The following is a 16,731-nucleotide window of genomic DNA, read 5'->3' as shown; positions in this document are numbered from 1 at the left end:
GTATAGATAACAGAATTCCTTCGCTCCATTAACATTACATCAACTTCACCACTACTATGAATTCTTCCGCATCTATATTTTGCTTCGCTACTTTCATCCTTGACTTTTTACGGCTTGGATTTTTCACTTATCATCAAAATACAGACTTCTCCTGTTCCTTATAAAAGCCTATACCATACTCCTGTAGCCTATACGCCGACAGCCATCTGAACAGTAATCAGGTTTCTTTCAGATTTATCCCAGCAGTGTCAAAATCCACTGGTTTTGACTGTACTTCGTATTAACGACGCTTCATCGGCTCTTCACTTTCGTTCAGCTTTATGGTACTCACCTGACTAATTTATTTAGCCTTTTGCCTTTACGCTCAGCACCATAACTTTTGACTACAGCACCTAAAGGTGGTTTGAAACCTACACCTGAATGTTGATTTCGAGGGGCCCTCCCTCATCTTTTATAAAGCATGAATTAACATTAGCTAATTCTTCAGGACGCACTTTGACGCTTACGATTATAGATGAAATTGGTTATCTTCCTATTGATAAATTAGGTGCAAACTTATTCTTTCAATTAATTACTAAACGTTATGAACATAATTCAACCATTATCCAACAAATCAACCATTTAGTAGATGGGGAGATGTGTTTTCTGATATCACACTGGCTAACGCCATACTTGACAGGTTACTACATCATTCACATGTAATAAAAATTGTAGGGCCTTCTTATAGAACTAAAGATATTATGGATCTAATGAAAGAATCCCAATAAAAAAGCACCTTGTATTTTTATTGCAAAGTACTATAAAATATTTATACATTTCCATGTTGAAACTTTTCTGCATTTTCATATTGACATTTACAGTAGACGAGCACTATATGCTGTCGTATTAGCATCTATAAGAACTAATCGTAACAGAGTTCCAATCAATAAAGTTTTACTGGATTATTATCAAACTAATCTTAATGGTAAAAAAGCTAAAGTTGCCTTAGTTGCTATAATGTATAAAATACTAAATTATATTTTTGCAGTACTCAGAAATCAAGAACCATTTAAACTAAAAGACTCTAGACTTCATAAACAAATGTTTCTAAAGAACAAAGTGTTAGCTAATGCTGATGAGACAATCCATTTTTTATAACTTGAAGGGCAGTGTAGTTTTTGTTCTAAGCGCTTCTAAATCATTAATTCTAAAGCCTAAAGAGATTAGTTACCTACACAATATGATTTACATCGTAGAAATAGGAAAGAAACGGAGCTGTTTACTAAACAGGTAGAAGATGAAGTGTATAGATCATAAAACTGACATTGATAAAGTGATGTATCTAGATATGGATAAAACAATATAGTACATAAGAAATAGTATTTAAATGGGCTCGTTTTGGTGCTCAAGCTCCAATATAGGGAGCTTATGCAATAAATAATATATCATAGTGTGTATCTGTGATATACATAATGTGGGGAAAGACATAAAGTTATGTAAAGAACTACTCGATATATATATATAGGCTTAATACTTTAATAAGAGAGTGAATAAATTGTTGTTTAAAATATAGTAGAGTATTAAGTTTTAATAAAATTTTCATAAATCAACGAGGGGGTATACTAGATATGAAGGGGAAATTCTACAGCTTAAAATTTAAACTTAGTATGATATTAGCAGTACTTATGGGGATGGTGCTAATAATTAGTTCTATTATTACAATAGGAATGATAAAAAAACTTAATGTGGAATCTTATGGGAAACAAGCATTATCTATAGTTAAATCAACAAGAAATAATATTGATGGTGATAAATTTGAGGAAATTGCTAAAAATAAGAATGCAAATGATCCTTATTTTGAATCCCTTAGAAAATATTTAATAAAGGTTAAAGATGACACTGGATCTAAATATCTTTATACAATGAGCAAAATATCTGATGATAAATTTATGTATGTTGTTGATGGGGATGAAGAGGATTATGAACAAATGGGAAAAGAAGAGGAAATTTCAGAATATGGGGAAAGAATAAAAACAGCTGTAAATAGTGGTAAAGATGATTATTCAGAAATTCAATACACAGAAGAGTATGGTTATTTAATTACTGGTATGGCAAGGATAGTAAACAGTTCAGGTGAAGTTGTTGGCTTTATATGTTGTGATTTTGCACTAAGTGATATGGAAGCAACGGTGAGAAGTTATTTGATAAAAGTTGTAGGTGTAAGTTTACTAATCACAATTTTAAGTATTATTATAATGTTTTATTCAGTGGGTAAGAGATTGAAATATTTGGATATATTAAAAGGAAATTTAGATGAAATATCTAAATTCAATCTGGCTTCTGAAGTGGTTAAAGTTAATACAAAAGATGAAATGGAAACTATGTCAATTGCAATTGAAAAATTAAGAACTGAATTAAGAAGTTTAATTAATAGCATAAAAGAAAACTCTAATAGTATTGATTTACAGCTTAGTGAATCGGTGAGTAATTTAGCAGAAGTGGATGAAGAAATTTCAAATTTATCTGCAACAACGCAAGAACTTTCTGCAAATATGGAAGAAACAGCAGCGTCAGCACAAGAAATGTCTGCAACTTCACAAGAGATGGAAAGTGTAGTTCAATGCATAACAGATAAATCACAAGATGCTGAGGAAAAAGCGATAAAGATAAGCCAAAAGGCAAAAAATATAATGAATAACTCAGAAGACAGTAAAAGAGAAACGGAAAAAATATTTAAGGAAACAGAAAGTAGCTTAAAAGAATCTATTGAAAAAGCTAAGGCAGTAGAACAAATAAATATTTTGGCAGATTCTATACTACAGATAACGGCACAAACAAATCTTCTTGCTCTCAATGCAGCAATTGAAGCAGCAAGAGCAGGGGAAGCGGGCAGAGGATTCAGTGTTGTTGCAGAAGAAATAAGAAAGCTTGCAGAGCAATCTAGTGATACTATAATTAAAATACAAAGTACAACAGGGATTATATTATCTTCAGTTGAAGATTTAACTGTTAATTCTAATAATATGCTCGAGTTTATAGAAAATAAAGTATTAAAAGATTATGAGACTTTAGTTAACACCAGTAAGGAATATAATAATGATGTTTTATATTATAAAGATTTCTCTAAGGAATTAAGTGAAACTATGGAAGGATTTTCAACATCTGTGTATGATATATTAAAAACTATAGATGGAGTAGCTGGAGCAGCTAATGAAGGTTCAGGAGCAACTACAGACATAGCAACTAGGGTTTCAGAAATTAATAATAAATCAAATCAGATAGTAGAACAATCTTTAGAATCAAAGAAAAGCGCCCAAAAACTAAGGGAAGAGGTTTCTAAATTCAAAATATAAAGATTAATATTCATATTAAAGTAGCCCTTTAGTTGGGGCTACTTTTTTTGCTATTTATATTGATTTTCAGTAACAAATATATTCATTTAAATAGAAAAGATGTGATTTTTGTAAATCGACAATGAATTAATAAGTTTTTAACATTGCATATAACATAAATATATTAAAATATATGAAATATAAAATATTTAGAAAATTTTGAATAAAGTGAAAAAAGTCTCAAAATATTTCGATATATCAATATAATTAAAGGAAAATTTGATATATTAATATAATTAAACAAAATATTGATTTTTAAGTAAAATCATGGTATATTCAAATTGACAAATATATAACAAATATTGCATGAAAAATATTTCGTACAATCAATATTTAATTAATATTAATTGAAAATATAAATATAATCATTACGTAAAACTTTCATGCTTATAGGTATTTCATTTTAAATGAAATACTTAAAGATAAATATTTAATGAACAAGGGGGAGAAAATAATGAACAATGGGGAGAAAACAATGAACAAGGGGAAAGAAATTAAAAAACCATCACTATTTGTATCGGTAATACCATTCATATGCTTAATTTTCTTTATGCTAATGGGTGTATTAGTTTTTGATGCAGCACCACAGATACCATTAATAATATGTTGTATTGTTACAGCGATCATAGGAAAGTTTTTAGGACATAGTTGGGATGATATGGAGCAGTCAATGATTAAGACTAACTCTATGGCAATGCAAGCAAATTTTATTATTATGATAGTTGGATGTCTGGTAGGAACATGGATTGCTGGTGGAGTAGTTCCAGGAATGATATTCTACGGACTTAAGTTATTTACACCAAGTATGTTTTTATTTCTATTACCAATAATATGTGCCATAGTTTCAGTTTCTACAGGGAGTGCATGGACTACTGCAGGAACTATGGGAACTGCGGCAATGGGTATAGGAGCAGGACTTGGGATACCGTTACCAATAGTAGCTGGAGCAGTTGTAACAGGAGCTTCTTTTGGAGACAAGTTATCACCACTTTCAGACAGTACAAATTTAGCTGCTGGTGTAGCGGGAGTAAATGTATTTGATCATGTAAGGCATATGCTATATACTACAATACCAAGCTTTACAATAGCAGTAATTTTATTTGCAATTATAGGTCTAGGATTTAGAGATGGAGTAGCAACTGATACCACTCAGATTACTGCTATCTTAGATACTATACAAGCAAACTTTAATGTTAGTCCAATAATATTTATAGCACCACTTTCAGTGGTATTAATGATTATATTTAAAGTACCAGCTATACCTGGTATGATAGGTGGAGCGGTTGTAGGAGTTATATTTGCATTCGGGCAAGGAAGTTCTATATCTGAAGTTCTAAAATCATTATTTTACGGATTTGAAATGAACTCAGGAAATGCCATGGTTGATTCACTTCTTAATAGAGGTGGGATGCTTGGAATGATGGAGACTATTTCATTAGTTATATGTGCATTGTGTTTTGGAGGTCTTGTTAAACAAATAGGATGTTTAGATACAATTATTTCAAAAATACTTAAACACTGCCATAGTAGAGGAAGTATTATCTTATCAAATATAATAAGCTGTATAGCGATGAACTTCATGGCTGCAGATCAATATATGTCCATAGTTATACCAGGACAAATGTACAAGCCAGTTTATGAAAAGTTAAACCTAGATCCAAGAAATTTATCTAGGGTACTAGAAGATTCGGGAACCCTAACATCTGGATTAGTTCCATGGTCAACCTGTGGAGCAGTATATTTTACAACCTTGGGAGTAAGTGCATTTGCATATGCACCATTCCATTTCTTGGGATTAATAAATCCTATTGTATCTGCAATTTATGGATATACAGGTTTTGCACTAAAACCATTGGATGAAAGTAAGCCAATAGTTAAAACATTATCAGTTGAAGAATATAATCATAAAGATGAAGAGATATCAGCTTAATATAATTAATAGTGTATGATTAAATTTAGAAGAGGGAGATTACTGAAATAAAAGTTCAGTAACCTTCCTCTTTGTTTTTATAGTTAATTATATAGAAAAATTCAAAATATAAATATTCATATTAAAGTAGTCCTTTAGCCAGGGCTACTTTTTTGATTAAATCATATAGTATTTGTGGGGTCATGTTAAAAGATATAAGAATATTTTAACTTGAAGAGAGTGAAAATATAATAATATATGTTATATTTTATCAAATGATTATGAATCCTATATCAATAATAAGATATATTCAAGAATTATTTAGAATAAAGGGTACATGGAAATAGTAATAGTATAGATTGACATTATAGGTGTTGCTTGATAAAATATAAACGATTAGTATATATCAACTTTAAGTTTACAAATAGTAAACTTTTATAGGATTAGGAGGTTACATGAGCGAAGCATTTTTGTTAATTAAATATTTATCTGTTGGATAGACCTAAAAATTATATTTACGGAGGGATTTTATTATGAAAATTGAACAATTAGGAAGACATATTTTAGTGGAGTATTATAACTGTGATGTAGAAATTTTAAAAGATCATGCAGTTATAGAGGAGTATATGAAACAAGCAGCAATAGAAGCTAATGCTACTATAGTTACAAGTTGCTTTCATAAGTTTAATCCCTGGGGAGTCAGCGGTGCTGTAATAATCCAGGAATCACACCTTACAATTCACACATGGCCAGAATACGGTTATGCATCAGTAGATTTATTTACATGTGGAGACACCGTTAATCCTTGGGTTGGATTTAAATATCTTGAAAATGCTTTAAAAGCTGAAAGAAGTGAATCAACAGAGGTTTCTAGAGGATTAGTAGATAAAATTAAAATTTTTGCCAATGGAAAATATGATGGCAAGAAAATGAATTATAAAATGGAGGCATAATTAAAATGGCTAATATGGAATTATGGTATACAGAAAACCAGACTGACAACGTAAATTTTTCAATGAAGGTTAAGGAACATCTTTATTCAACTCAAAGTGATTTTCAAAAAATTGATATTTTAGATACTTATGAGTTTGGTAGAGTACTTGTAATCGATAATTGGACAATGGTTACAGAAAAAGATGAATTTATTTATCATGAAATGATAACTCACGTAGCTATGGCTACAAACCCTAATATTAAAAATATTCTAGTAATAGGTGCTGGCGATGGTGGTACTGTAAGAGAATTAACTAGATATCAAAGTGTAGAAAAAATTGATATGGTTGAAATAGATGAAGTTGTAGTAACGGCAAGCAAAGAATACTTACCTTTCACAGCAAATAAATTAACGGACAAACGTGTTAATTTATATTTTGAAGATGGTATAAAATTTATTAAGGGTAAAGAAAAGAAGTATGATTTAATTATTGTTGACTCTACTGATCCAATAGGACCAGGAGAAGGATTATTTACAAGTGAATTTTACACTGATTGCTATAATGCTTTAACAGAAAAAGGAATACTAATAAATCAATGCGAGAGTCCGTACTATCCTAATAATGCAAGGGAAATGAGAAGATCATTTTCTAAGTTAAAGGAATTATTTAATGTGTGCGAAGCTTATCAATATCATATGCCAACATATCCATCAGGTCATTGGATGTTTTGTTTTGCATCAAAGGAACTTCACCCAATAAAGGATTTTAATGCAGAAAGATGGAATTCTCTTAAGCTTGATACAAAATACTATAATACAGAATTACATATAGGAGCATTTGCATTACCTAACTATGTAAAGGAATTGCTTAATAAATAAGTTGTTTATAACTTGTATATTTTTGTACAATTGAATATAGATAAAAAGTAGTTTTATTTGGTTAAGACGGTTTGGGTTGTTAATTTAAGTTTTTAGCAACATATACTATCTTAATCAACTAAATTACTTATTAAATTATTAACATAGTTGATATCTTTTCAGAAGAAAGTGTCAGCTATTTTTTATTTAATATTTCATAAATTTGTTAGATAATTTAAAGGTAAATGTAGGTTGAAGATAGAAAATGTAATAGCAGATGATAAATTCTTAAGATATAAGTAATAAAGTTTGACATTAAACACTTTAAAATAAAGGAATAGGTGAGGAGTGGGTTTATGGAAAAATCAAATGTAAATAGAACAAAAGTAAGTGTAAATAAAAGTAGAAATATAAATAAAAGTAAAAATACAAATGTAAATAGAAAAGAAGCTATTAACAAAAGAAAAAGGATTAAGAGAAGGAAAAGGGTAATGAAAAGATTTATGATACTCATATTCCTAGGGATAATTACAGGAGTATATTTTATGAATCATTCCAAAGGTGAAAGTGAAGGGTATTTTCTTATAAAGGATTCAAATTTAATTCTTGCAAATAAAAATTATGTGCTAGAAGATGGCTATATACCCAAGGATTTAGTAAAGGTAAATGTAGAGTTTTCCGAGGGAGTCACAGAGGAAGAAACATATATGACTAAGGAAGCGGCAAAAGCACTAGAGAAACTGGTAGAGGGAGCTAGTGAGGAAAATATAAATTTATATGGACTTTCAGGGTATAGATCCTATAGCACTCAAAAAAACTTGTATGAATATAATGTTCAGACTCAAGGAAAAGAATATTCAGATAAATATGTAGCAAAGCCAGGGGCAAGTGAGCATCAGTTAGGAGAAGCTATGGATTTAGCTGCGGACTGGGGATGGATATATGAAGGGTGTGCTGAGGCTACATGGATTGCTAATAATGCATATAAATACGGTTTTATAGTAAGATATGAACAGGGAAAAGAAAATATAACTGGCTATAATTATGAACCATGGCATGTAAGATATGTAGGAAAAGACACGGCTAAACAGGTTTATAATCAAGGATTGACCTTAGAGGAATATGCTGGAACTTATTAAGCATAAGTTGTTCAAGATAATAAAAGTATAATATTTAAAACTAATTCATATAATTAGATTAACTGATAAGAAATTAAATTAATATTTATTTTAGGTTGTGTTTTAACTCAATATACAAGGTGGTCTTATTTTAAAATGGAGGTAGTTCAATGAGTATAAGTGGATTAGTTAATAGAGGGAAAAATGCTATAAAGGAATCTATGAAGAGATTTCCTATAGCAATACTTTTATCTGTGGCTACAGTTATTATTTTAATTTATATATCTGAAACATCCAAGTGGCAATGGGATAACGGGTTACAACGTATTGCTATGGTTTTAGCTTTGGGGGTTCCTGTGTATCTTTGTATTCAATTATATTTAGAAAGAAAAAATAAACAGGATGAAAAAAGTAGATTTATATATTACGGTATTGCAGCCTGTTGCCTTATAGCCTATGGTTATTTCTTTTTAAAGGATTTGAATATGGTTGAAATAACTAGATATATAGGATTTATTATTGTATTTTTGTTGAGCTTTTTATTTATTCCATATGTAGATAAAGATGATAACTTTGAGATGTATGTAATAAAAATTTTGGGACGATTTTTTACAACTGTAGTATACTCAGTGGTTTTATATCTAGGATTGGTAGCAATACTATTTACAGTTAATTATCTTCTAGAAATTAGAGTTGAACCAGAGTTTTATTATTATACTTGGCTTATAGTAGTAGGAGTTTTTGCACAATGCTTCTTCCTTGGGGGTATTCCAAGTAAGGGAGAAACCATCACTGTTAAGCAATATCCAAAGGGTTTAAAAGTGCTTATGCTTTATATAATCATGCCATTGATTTCTATATATACAGTTATACTTTATATATATTTTGGTAAGATAATTGTTACTATGAAATGGCCAGAGGGGTTAGTTTCTCATTTAGTGTTATGGTATGGAGTAATATCTGTAGGAACATTATTTTTGATTTCATCAATGATTAATCATAGTGGGTGGGTAAAAAAATATACAAATGTATTTCCAAAAGTAATACTACCACTTATAATAATGATGTTCGTTTCTATGGGAATAAGAGTTAATGCTTATGGAATAACTGAAAATAGATATTTTGTTTTAGCATTAGGTATTTGGGTTTTTGGAATAATGTTATATTACTCATTTAGTAAAAGAAGAAAAAATATAATCCTTCCAATATCCCTTGCTATAATTACATTTATATCAATTTGTGGACCATTAAGCAGTTACAGTCTATCTAAGTATAGTCAAAATAAAAGGTTTGAAAAAATAATTACAAGAAACAATATGGTTGAAAATGGTGAAGTTATAAAAGCAACAGGAGAAGTTTCTAAAGAAGATCAACAAGAAATAAGTAGCATCTTACACTACTTTGAACGAAATCATCATTTAAAGGATGTTAAATATATTCCAGATAACTTTAAAATAGGAGATATAAAAAATAATTTAGGGATAAGTGACTCTGAGGATTACTATATGGATAACTATGAATATTTTTATTTTACTGTGGAGGAATCATCAAAACCAATAGAAATAAAAGAATATGATTACTTATTTGATTTAACTAGTTACCAAATTGATAATAAAAAAAGTGATGTTGGTGTTACAGTATATTATAATAAAGCATCCAGTAAATTTATAATATATAAAGAAGGGAAAGAAATATACTCTAATGATTTAAATGAGTATATTAGAATCTTAAAGGAAAAATATGGAAATAATAACAATGGAAATGGTAAGAGTGGACTCATTCCTAGTGAGGATATGAGTTTTAAAGATGAAACGGATAAAGTTAAGGTAGAATTTAAATTTAAAAATATATCAGGACGTAAAACTTCACTTAATGGAAATATAGATTCAAAGGAACTTCAATTTTATATTTTGGTGAAGGTGAAGTAAGGAATATTAGAAATAGGGTAATAACTATTAATAGCACTTTTTAATATAGAAGCATAGTATATTATAGGTATGTATTTATCTATGACTATAATTAAAGGAGTGTTGTTTATGAGTTCTGGCTGTGGATGTGGCTGTGACTATAATTATATTAAAAATCTTTTCTGTGAATATAAGAAAATGGAAGCCATGTCAGATGAAAAGTTTGATGAAGCTTTAAGACAATTACACTGTGCTATTGAAAATTTAGAAAAGGGTATATGCTATAATGAAAAAGGGGAAGAGATACTAGAACAAATTCAAGATTGGCTTGAATGCTACGGCTGTCAATGTGGTTTAAATGTAGATTCATGTAGATGTGAGAAAATAGCTAAAGAAATAGAAAGACTTATTTGTATAATAGCAAAATTACAAAAAGAAAGTTTATGTTTTGCAGAAAAAGCTTATGAAAAATTATGTGAATCAAGAAAACTTGAATGTCAATTAGAAAAACTACAAAGGGAATATATACATTGTATTACAAGGTCTGATTGCTAATTTAAAATTAAAATATAAAGTAAAACCAGGGAAATCCTGGTTTTATTTACGTTAATTATTATTTACATAAGAAAAAAGAGTTATACAATAAAAGTAAAATAAGTAATATAATTATTGGTAATGTTTTTAATGTAAAATGAAGCTTTAAATATTAGTGGTTCTCCAATAAAGAATGGAGACTAAATGACTTTAGTTAACGAAATGATAAAATATCTTCATGATGAAGGTAATGTAAATATAAGTTATAGTTAATATGTTGTTTTCGCTTGTGTGTTTGTATATAATTGAACTATATTTTTATATACTTTAGAGATTAGAATAGGGTACAATAAACTATAAAATTAAATTATCTTATACAAGGAAGTGATGTTATGCCAAAAGATAGATTAAATAAAGTTAGTTGTAATAATTATAGATGTGAAATAGAAGTTACTTTAGAAATTTTAAGTGGCAAATGGAAAGCTCTTATTATTTGGAATCTTAACATACATAAAGTTATAAGATATAATGAATTTAAAAGATTAATTAAAGGAATAACTCAGAAAATGTTAAGTCAACAATTGAAAGATTTGGAGCAAAATGGGCTAGTTAATAGAACTATTTATCATCAAGTGCCCCCTATGGTTGAATATTCACTTACGCAAAGGGGCGAAGATTTAATTCCTATTTTGGAGGCAATGGACAATTGGGGAAAAGATTTTGTAGATAATTATCTGCCATCCAATAATAAGTCTTAAAAGATATTTAAATTTCATAATGTAAATGAAAAAGGAAGTCAAATTTGACTTCCTTTAAATACATATAAAAGCTTAATTTTATTTTAACATATTCATTTGCATACTCTCATAAATAATTAAAGTTAAAAGGTTACTTCTGTTCCATAATAAGAAGCTTCAAATAACTTCTTCATTTCTTGTACAGATATTTCCCTTGGGTTTGTACCTGTACAAGCATCACTTACTGCACCCACAGAAATTTTATCTAAGTTAGACTTAAAGTCTTCTTCTGATACTCCAAATTCTTTTAAAGTAGTAGGCATATTCATTGCAACTCTAAAATCTTTAACTAGTTGAATTAATGATTGAACTAATTCATCTGTTGTTTCTCCTTTTAACCCTAATCTCTTAGATATATCAGCATAGGCAGCTCCAGCTACTTTAGCATTAAACTGTATAGCGGATGTTAGATATATTGCATTTGCACATCCATGAGGAATATTGAATATTTTTCCTGTTTTATGAGCCATGGAGTGAACTATTCCTAGTATTGCATTTGCGAATGCCATTCCAGCCATACTTTGTGCGATATGCATTTCTTTTCTAGATTTCTCTTCTCCTTTGAATGATTTAACTAAATTATCAACAGTCATTTCTATTGATTTCATAGCTACTGCATCAGTTATTGGATTTCTAGCTTTTGAAACATAAGCTTCAAAAGAATGAGTTAAAGCGTCCATTCCAGTATTAGCCACTAATGTTGGAGTCATACTTTGAACTAAATTAGTATCAACTATAGCAATATCTGGTGTTATGTTATAGTCAGCTATTGGGTATTTAATTCCTGTTTTATTATCAGTTATTATTGAAAATGAAGTAACTTCTGAACCAGTACCACTTGTAGTTGGTATAGCTATAAATCTAGCTTTTTGTCTTAACTCTGGTAGATTAAATGGCTTAGCAGCCTCTTCAAAAGTGAATTCTGGATACTCATAAAATATCCACATTGCTTTAGCAGCATCTATTGGTGATCCACCACCGATACCAACTATTAAATCAGGATTGAATTCTTTCATAGCTTCAACCCCTTTCATAACTGTTGCAACTGAAGGGTCGTTTTCGATTCCTGAAAATATTAAAGTTTCAATATTAGCTTCTTTTAATAATCCTTGTATTTTGGGAACTGTTCCATCCTTTATTAATCTTTGGGAACCAATAACTAACATAGCCTTAGTTCCTTTCACTGATTTTAAATGCTCTAGAGCATTTTCTCCAAAATAAATGTCTCTTGGTATAGTAAATCTTTGCATTTATATTTCCCCCTTGATTGTTAGTAAATTTATTATTTAGAGTTTGTTTTTCTTTGTGTCCTTAACACAAGTATTAGTATAAACCTAATAATTTCAAAAAAAAAGAAGCCACTTTTCGGTAAGGCAGTTTCAAAAAGGTAGGAAATGTGGTGATTTCAATACTGACATGATTAACTTTTTATATGCACATTTTAGAGTTCAAGAAATCATATACAATCTTTCTACTTTTCTTATCTAATACACTTAAATATATATAATTGGTTGTAAATACAATAAAATACAATTACAATTAATGAAGGAGTAACTATAGTATTAGATTTGGGGGGAGAAAGTAATGAATAATCAAGGTAGCAATACCATTAACTTAAGAAGACCAATAATGCTAATCTCATTATCAGCAGGAGTGATGTCCTTTTTATTATCTATATATAGTAAAAAACTTAGTATGAATGCTATAGAGATAACAGGATTATTCTCTGTATTGTCATTTGTACTACTAATTATGAAACCCATCATTGGTAAAGTAGTTGACAAACTTGGGCGAAGACCTATTTTAATTACATCTATGATAGTTTATGCAATTGCATTTGGAGTATTTTCAATGGCAAATTCAGCTATAGAAATATATATAGCTAGAATATTTCAAGGATTTGCATCGGCTTTAATGACAATTTCAACATATGCAATTATTTCTGATACAACAAAAGAGGAGAATTTTTCAGAAGGGTTTGGGAAAATAGGTTCAGCACAATCAACTGGAATTTTGTATGGAATTATTATATCTTTTATAGTATTTTCAACAACTGAATTTATGAAGTCATGGAAGATTTTATTTGCCATATTCTCATTAGCTGCAATTTGTTCAGCATTCATTGTTATAAAAGAAGTTGTAGAAACTAAAAATGGTTCAATCACTATAGGAGAGAAAAAGAAAAAACTTTCAAAAGACACAATAAAGATCCTGATAATAAACTTTATAACATCTCTAGGGTCATCAATACTAGGTCCAATATTTATGATATATCTACTTGATAAGTTTCAAAATGACATTACTTTAGTAGCATATGCATATATACCTTCACTTATAATTGAAAGCATATTATCTCAAAGAATAGGTAGGTTTTCTGATAAGAATGGAAAGAAAAAATCTATGATAATGGGAATTATTATATGTGCAGTTGTAACTATAATTACTCCAGGAACTAATTCAGTTGTTATGCTGGCAATATTATGGTGTGTTTCTTCTTTAGGTGGAAGTTTATATAACTTATCTGAACAAGGAATATATACAGAGGTAACAAATGAATCTTCAAGAGGAGAAATGTATGGAGTATATACTATGGTTGGAAACTGTGCTGGGGTGGTTGGACCTTTAATTGGAGGGATTCTTTATGAAACTGTATCACAAGCAGCACCATTTTATTTAAATGGAACTATCATGTTTATTGTAGCTATATTAACCTTAGTTATGATAAAGAATAAATAAGGTGTCCTTAAATAGTGAAAGAAGTTGTGGTAAGGAGAAGCGTATCATAAATAAGTACGGTTTTTCTATTGAAGAAATTTGAATTAAATTATATACATGATAAAATATGGTTATGGACTAAAATAGGGTATTGGAATAACAAGAGAGATGATAGAATAAATATGCTGGAGGTGTGTAATGGGGATATTAACAGATTTTAGATTAACAGTTTTAGAGAATAACCTTGGTGTTTATGGCATTCACGTTCATCAAAATGGTAGGATGATTGCTGAACATAGGTTTAGAAGTGATGATAGAGAAAATTTGTATTCTGCATCGAAGACTTTCGTTGCCGTAGCTATTGGTATTGCGGAATTTGAAGGACTTTTATCCACCGATGATTTTGTATTTAGTTTTTTTTCAGAATTCAGAGATGTTGCAAGCAATGGTACTGAGCACATCAAAATCAAACATCTTCTGATGATGGCTTCAGGCCATGTGGAGGAGGATTATAAAAAATACAATGAAATGGATCGTGCAGAATTATTCTTTTCAACAGAAGTTAAAGCAAAACCCGGAACAAGGTTTTACTATGAGGACTTATGTAGCTATATGTTAGGTCGTATAATAGAAAAGCTTAGTGGTGTAAATTTATTAGAATATTTGAAGCCACGTTTGTTTGATGAACTGGGTATTATTAACCCACAGTGGCACAACTGTCAAATGGGTTACACTGCCTGCTCTGGTGGTTTATTTCTAACCACAGAGGAATTTTCACGGCTGGGTATTTTACTTCTCAATGAAGGAAGATATGGTAATCAACAGATTCTTTCTTCAGAATACGTTGATAAAATGCATACTAATTGGATAGATACATCATTTAAATTGGATTCTGAATCTCAACAAGGGTATGGTTATCAGGTTTGGAAATGTACGTTACCTAATACATATAGAGCTGATGGAATGTATGGCCAGTATTGTGTGATTCTAAAAGATTACAATGCGGTAGTAACTGTTACTGGACATCATGAGGAGTATGGGAAGGATGTACTTCGGGCGATTTGGAAAGACATAGTTCCTCATCTCTAAAAAGGAAGAATATTAAAAGGCTAATGGGGAGTCGGATAATCTCATAGTGCCATAAAAACACTAAACAAAGTAATAGAAGGTGGAAGAATAAGTTATGTGGTTGATGCTGATATTAAGGGATTTTTTAATAATGTAAATCATGAGTGGATGATTAAGTTCTTAAAATGCAGAAACCTTTGACTTTCTTGGGTTCACACATTATTGCGCAAAGAGCAAAAAGGGATATTTTAGAGTGAAGAGAAAAACACGTAAAAAGAAATTTAGAGCAAAGGTTAAGGAATTTAATCAATGGATTAAATCTGTTAGGAATGAACTTCATATTGCTATATCCGTAATTAATTATATTGATTGCAGTGGTAAAATGTGGTATAATATATATAGAGGCATTAAGTGTCCCTAGGAGATATACCTACTTGGTATATCTTTGTTTTATTTATAAGAGAAAGCCGCCATTTTTTTATGGTAGGCTTTTTTTATTTTGAAAGGAGTGTTTTTATGAGTTTGGAAATGTTTAAAAGGAATGAGATGTTAGAAGGGATATTTAACAGAGTAGCGACAAATTTTGATAGTATAGGCCCAAAATACTTTACTTATTTTGGGGGAAGGTTGGTTGAGCACTTAAGAGTCAATGAAGGAGAAACTTTACTAGATGTAGCATGTGGTAAAGGAGCTTCATTATTTCCAGCTGCCCATGGTGTTGGAGAAAAAGGGCAAGTGATAGGGATTGATTTTTCAAAAGAAATGGTGAAAGAGGCAGGATCATTAATTTGTGCACAGGGATTGTGTAATGCTAAAGTTCTGCAAATGGATGCTGAAAAGCTAGATTTTCTTGAAAATAGTTTTGATTATGTTCTATGTGCATTATCAACATCGTTTTTCTCCAATTCATTAATTGCTCTGGAGGAGATGTATAGAGTATTAAAATATGAGGGTATGATTGGATTAAGTACATGGAAAAAGAAAGAGAAGAAAGGAGTGTTAGAAAAAGCTTATACTAAACTTTTTCCTCAAAATCAGAACAGGAGTTTAAACAACATTAGTGGAAGTCCTGATTTTGGATCAGTTGATGGAGTGGAAAAAATATTAAAGAATATAGGATTAAAAAATATTGATATAATTGTAGAAAAGAAAACTTTTTATTATAAGGATGAAGAAGAGTGGTGGCAGGAGCAATGGACAAATGCATCACGTGGATTATTCGAACGCATAGAAAGTACTGGTGACATAGACAAATTTAAAAAGGCAGCATTTATTGAACTTAAAGAATATAAAGATGTTCATGGAATACGTTTTGATTCAGAAGTCATATTTAGTTTTGGACAGAAATAAGGCATTAAGCACGAATAATATAATGAAAGGGTAGATTGAATTACAACTAAAAAAGTCTACGTTATGCGTTTGGAGGAGGGGAAAAGATGGAGATAAATTCAAAGTCTTACCTATTCCCATAATAAAGGATGCTTCGTCTATTTTTGCGTTGAAAAAGAGTTGATTACCTT

13 protein-coding genes and 1 pseudogene are annotated in these 16,731 nt (G+C 30.0%); 13 read left to right on the top strand and 1 reads right to left on the bottom strand.

Annotated features, from left to right (window positions below):
• Window positions 1–420 precede the first annotated feature (420 nt).
• The 9 genes and pseudogenes from RSD37_RS03695 (at window position 421) to RSD37_RS03655 (ending at window position 11,389) form a co-directional block, all read left to right on the top strand.
• Window positions 421–767: pseudogene (locus tag RSD37_RS03695) on the top strand (ATP-binding protein).
• Between the two features lie 840 nt (window positions 768–1,607).
• The gene (locus RSD37_RS03690; RefSeq protein ID WP_346945342.1) at window positions 1,608–3,332 is read left to right on the top strand and encodes a methyl-accepting chemotaxis protein; all 1,725 of its coding nucleotides are present in this window, start codon (window positions 1,608–1,610) and stop codon (window positions 3,330–3,332) included.
• A gap of 493 nt (window positions 3,333–3,825) precedes the next feature.
• Complete coding sequence (gene nhaC, locus RSD37_RS03685) at window positions 3,826–5,301, top strand: Na+/H+ antiporter NhaC (RefSeq protein ID WP_346945341.1); 1,476 nt, start codon at window positions 3,826–3,828, stop codon at window positions 5,299–5,301.
• A gap of 518 nt (window positions 5,302–5,819) precedes the next feature.
• Window positions 5,820–6,233 (top strand): adenosylmethionine decarboxylase, encoded by a 414-nt coding sequence (gene speD / locus RSD37_RS03680; protein WP_346945369.1) that lies wholly within the window; start codon window positions 5,820–5,822, stop codon window positions 6,231–6,233.
• A 14-nt stretch (window positions 6,234–6,247) separates the two neighbouring features.
• A complete protein-coding gene (gene speE, locus RSD37_RS03675) occupies window positions 6,248–7,093 on the top strand; it encodes a polyamine aminopropyltransferase (RefSeq protein WP_346945368.1) in 846 nt (281 codons plus the stop codon).
• 335 nt (window positions 7,094–7,428) lie between these two features.
• A complete protein-coding gene (locus RSD37_RS03670) occupies window positions 7,429–8,211 on the top strand; it encodes a M15 family metallopeptidase (protein WP_346945340.1) in 783 nt (260 codons plus the stop codon).
• A gap of 149 nt (window positions 8,212–8,360) precedes the next feature.
• Window positions 8,361–10,118, top strand: a complete 1,758-nt coding sequence (locus RSD37_RS03665) for a DUF4153 domain-containing protein (RefSeq protein ID WP_346945339.1) — start codon at window positions 8,361–8,363, stop codon at window positions 10,116–10,118.
• 108 nt (window positions 10,119–10,226) lie between these two features.
• Window positions 10,227–10,652: a hypothetical protein gene (locus RSD37_RS03660; RefSeq protein WP_346945338.1), complete on the top strand. Its 426-nt coding sequence runs from the start codon at window positions 10,227–10,229 to the stop codon at window positions 10,650–10,652.
• 371 nt (window positions 10,653–11,023) lie between these two features.
• Window positions 11,024–11,389 (top strand): helix-turn-helix domain-containing protein, encoded by a 366-nt coding sequence (locus RSD37_RS03655; RefSeq protein ID WP_346945337.1) that lies wholly within the window; start codon window positions 11,024–11,026, stop codon window positions 11,387–11,389.
• A 122-nt stretch (window positions 11,390–11,511) separates the two neighbouring features.
• Here the strand turns inward: RSD37_RS03655 and RSD37_RS03650 are convergent, their stop codons facing one another.
• Entirely contained in the window at window positions 11,512–12,678 is a 1,167-nt protein-coding gene (locus tag RSD37_RS03650; RefSeq protein WP_346945336.1) for an iron-containing alcohol dehydrogenase, read from the bottom strand.
• Between the two features lie 334 nt (window positions 12,679–13,012).
• On the opposite strand from RSD37_RS03650, the gene RSD37_RS03645 reads away from it, so the two are divergent.
• The 4 genes from RSD37_RS03645 (at window position 13,013) to RSD37_RS03630 (ending at window position 16,561) form a co-directional block, all read left to right on the top strand.
• Window positions 13,013–14,164, top strand: a complete 1,152-nt coding sequence (locus tag RSD37_RS03645; RefSeq protein ID WP_346945335.1) for an MFS transporter — start codon at window positions 13,013–13,015, stop codon at window positions 14,162–14,164.
• Between the two features lie 177 nt (window positions 14,165–14,341).
• Window positions 14,342–15,232: a serine hydrolase gene (locus RSD37_RS03640; RefSeq protein ID WP_346945334.1), complete on the top strand. Its 891-nt coding sequence runs from the start codon at window positions 14,342–14,344 to the stop codon at window positions 15,230–15,232.
• Between the two features lie 232 nt (window positions 15,233–15,464).
• On the top strand, window positions 15,465–15,632 hold the full coding sequence (locus RSD37_RS03635) for a hypothetical protein (RefSeq protein WP_346945333.1): 168 nt from the start codon (window positions 15,465–15,467) through the stop codon (window positions 15,630–15,632).
• Between the two features lie 95 nt (window positions 15,633–15,727).
• Window positions 15,728–16,561 carry a class I SAM-dependent methyltransferase gene (locus RSD37_RS03630; RefSeq protein WP_346945332.1) on the top strand — a complete coding sequence of 278 codons (834 nt, stop codon included), beginning with the start codon at window positions 15,728–15,730 and terminating at the stop codon, window positions 16,559–16,561.
• Window positions 16,562–16,731 lie beyond the last annotated feature (170 nt).

Source organism: Clostridium sp., assembly GCF_036646415.1.
Classification (GTDB): domain Bacteria; phylum Bacillota; class Clostridia; order Clostridiales; family Clostridiaceae; genus Clostridium_J.
The sequence above is the reverse complement of the archived record's forward strand: the minus strand, read 5'-3'. Positions and strand labels throughout refer to the sequence as shown.

Excerpts from the sequence above, each read along its gene's own strand:
- RSD37_RS03690 (WP_346945342.1), top strand. The coding sequence starts at position 1,608 with ATGAAGGGGAAATTCTACAGCTTAAAATTTAAACTTAGTATGATATTA.
- nhaC (WP_346945341.1), top strand. The coding sequence starts at position 3,826 with ATGAACAATGGGGAGAAAACAATGAACAAGGGGAAAGAAATTAAAAAA.
- speE (WP_346945368.1), top strand. The coding sequence starts at position 6,248 with ATGGAATTATGGTATACAGAAAACCAGACTGACAACGTAAATTTTTCA.
- RSD37_RS03670 (WP_346945340.1), top strand. The coding sequence starts at position 7,429 with ATGGAAAAATCAAATGTAAATAGAACAAAAGTAAGTGTAAATAAAAGT.
- RSD37_RS03665 (WP_346945339.1), top strand. The coding sequence starts at position 8,361 with ATGAGTATAAGTGGATTAGTTAATAGAGGGAAAAATGCTATAAAGGAA.
- RSD37_RS03660 (WP_346945338.1), top strand. The coding sequence starts at position 10,227 with ATGAGTTCTGGCTGTGGATGTGGCTGTGACTATAATTATATTAAAAAT.
- RSD37_RS03655 (WP_346945337.1), top strand. The coding sequence starts at position 11,024 with ATGCCAAAAGATAGATTAAATAAAGTTAGTTGTAATAATTATAGATGT.
- RSD37_RS03650 (WP_346945336.1), bottom strand. The coding sequence starts at position 12,678 with ATGCAAAGATTTACTATACCAAGAGACATTTATTTTGGAGAAAATGCT.
- RSD37_RS03645 (WP_346945335.1), top strand. The coding sequence starts at position 13,013 with ATGAATAATCAAGGTAGCAATACCATTAACTTAAGAAGACCAATAATG.
- RSD37_RS03640 (WP_346945334.1), top strand. The coding sequence starts at position 14,342 with ATGGGGATATTAACAGATTTTAGATTAACAGTTTTAGAGAATAACCTT.
- RSD37_RS03630 (WP_346945332.1), top strand. The coding sequence starts at position 15,728 with ATGAGTTTGGAAATGTTTAAAAGGAATGAGATGTTAGAAGGGATATTT.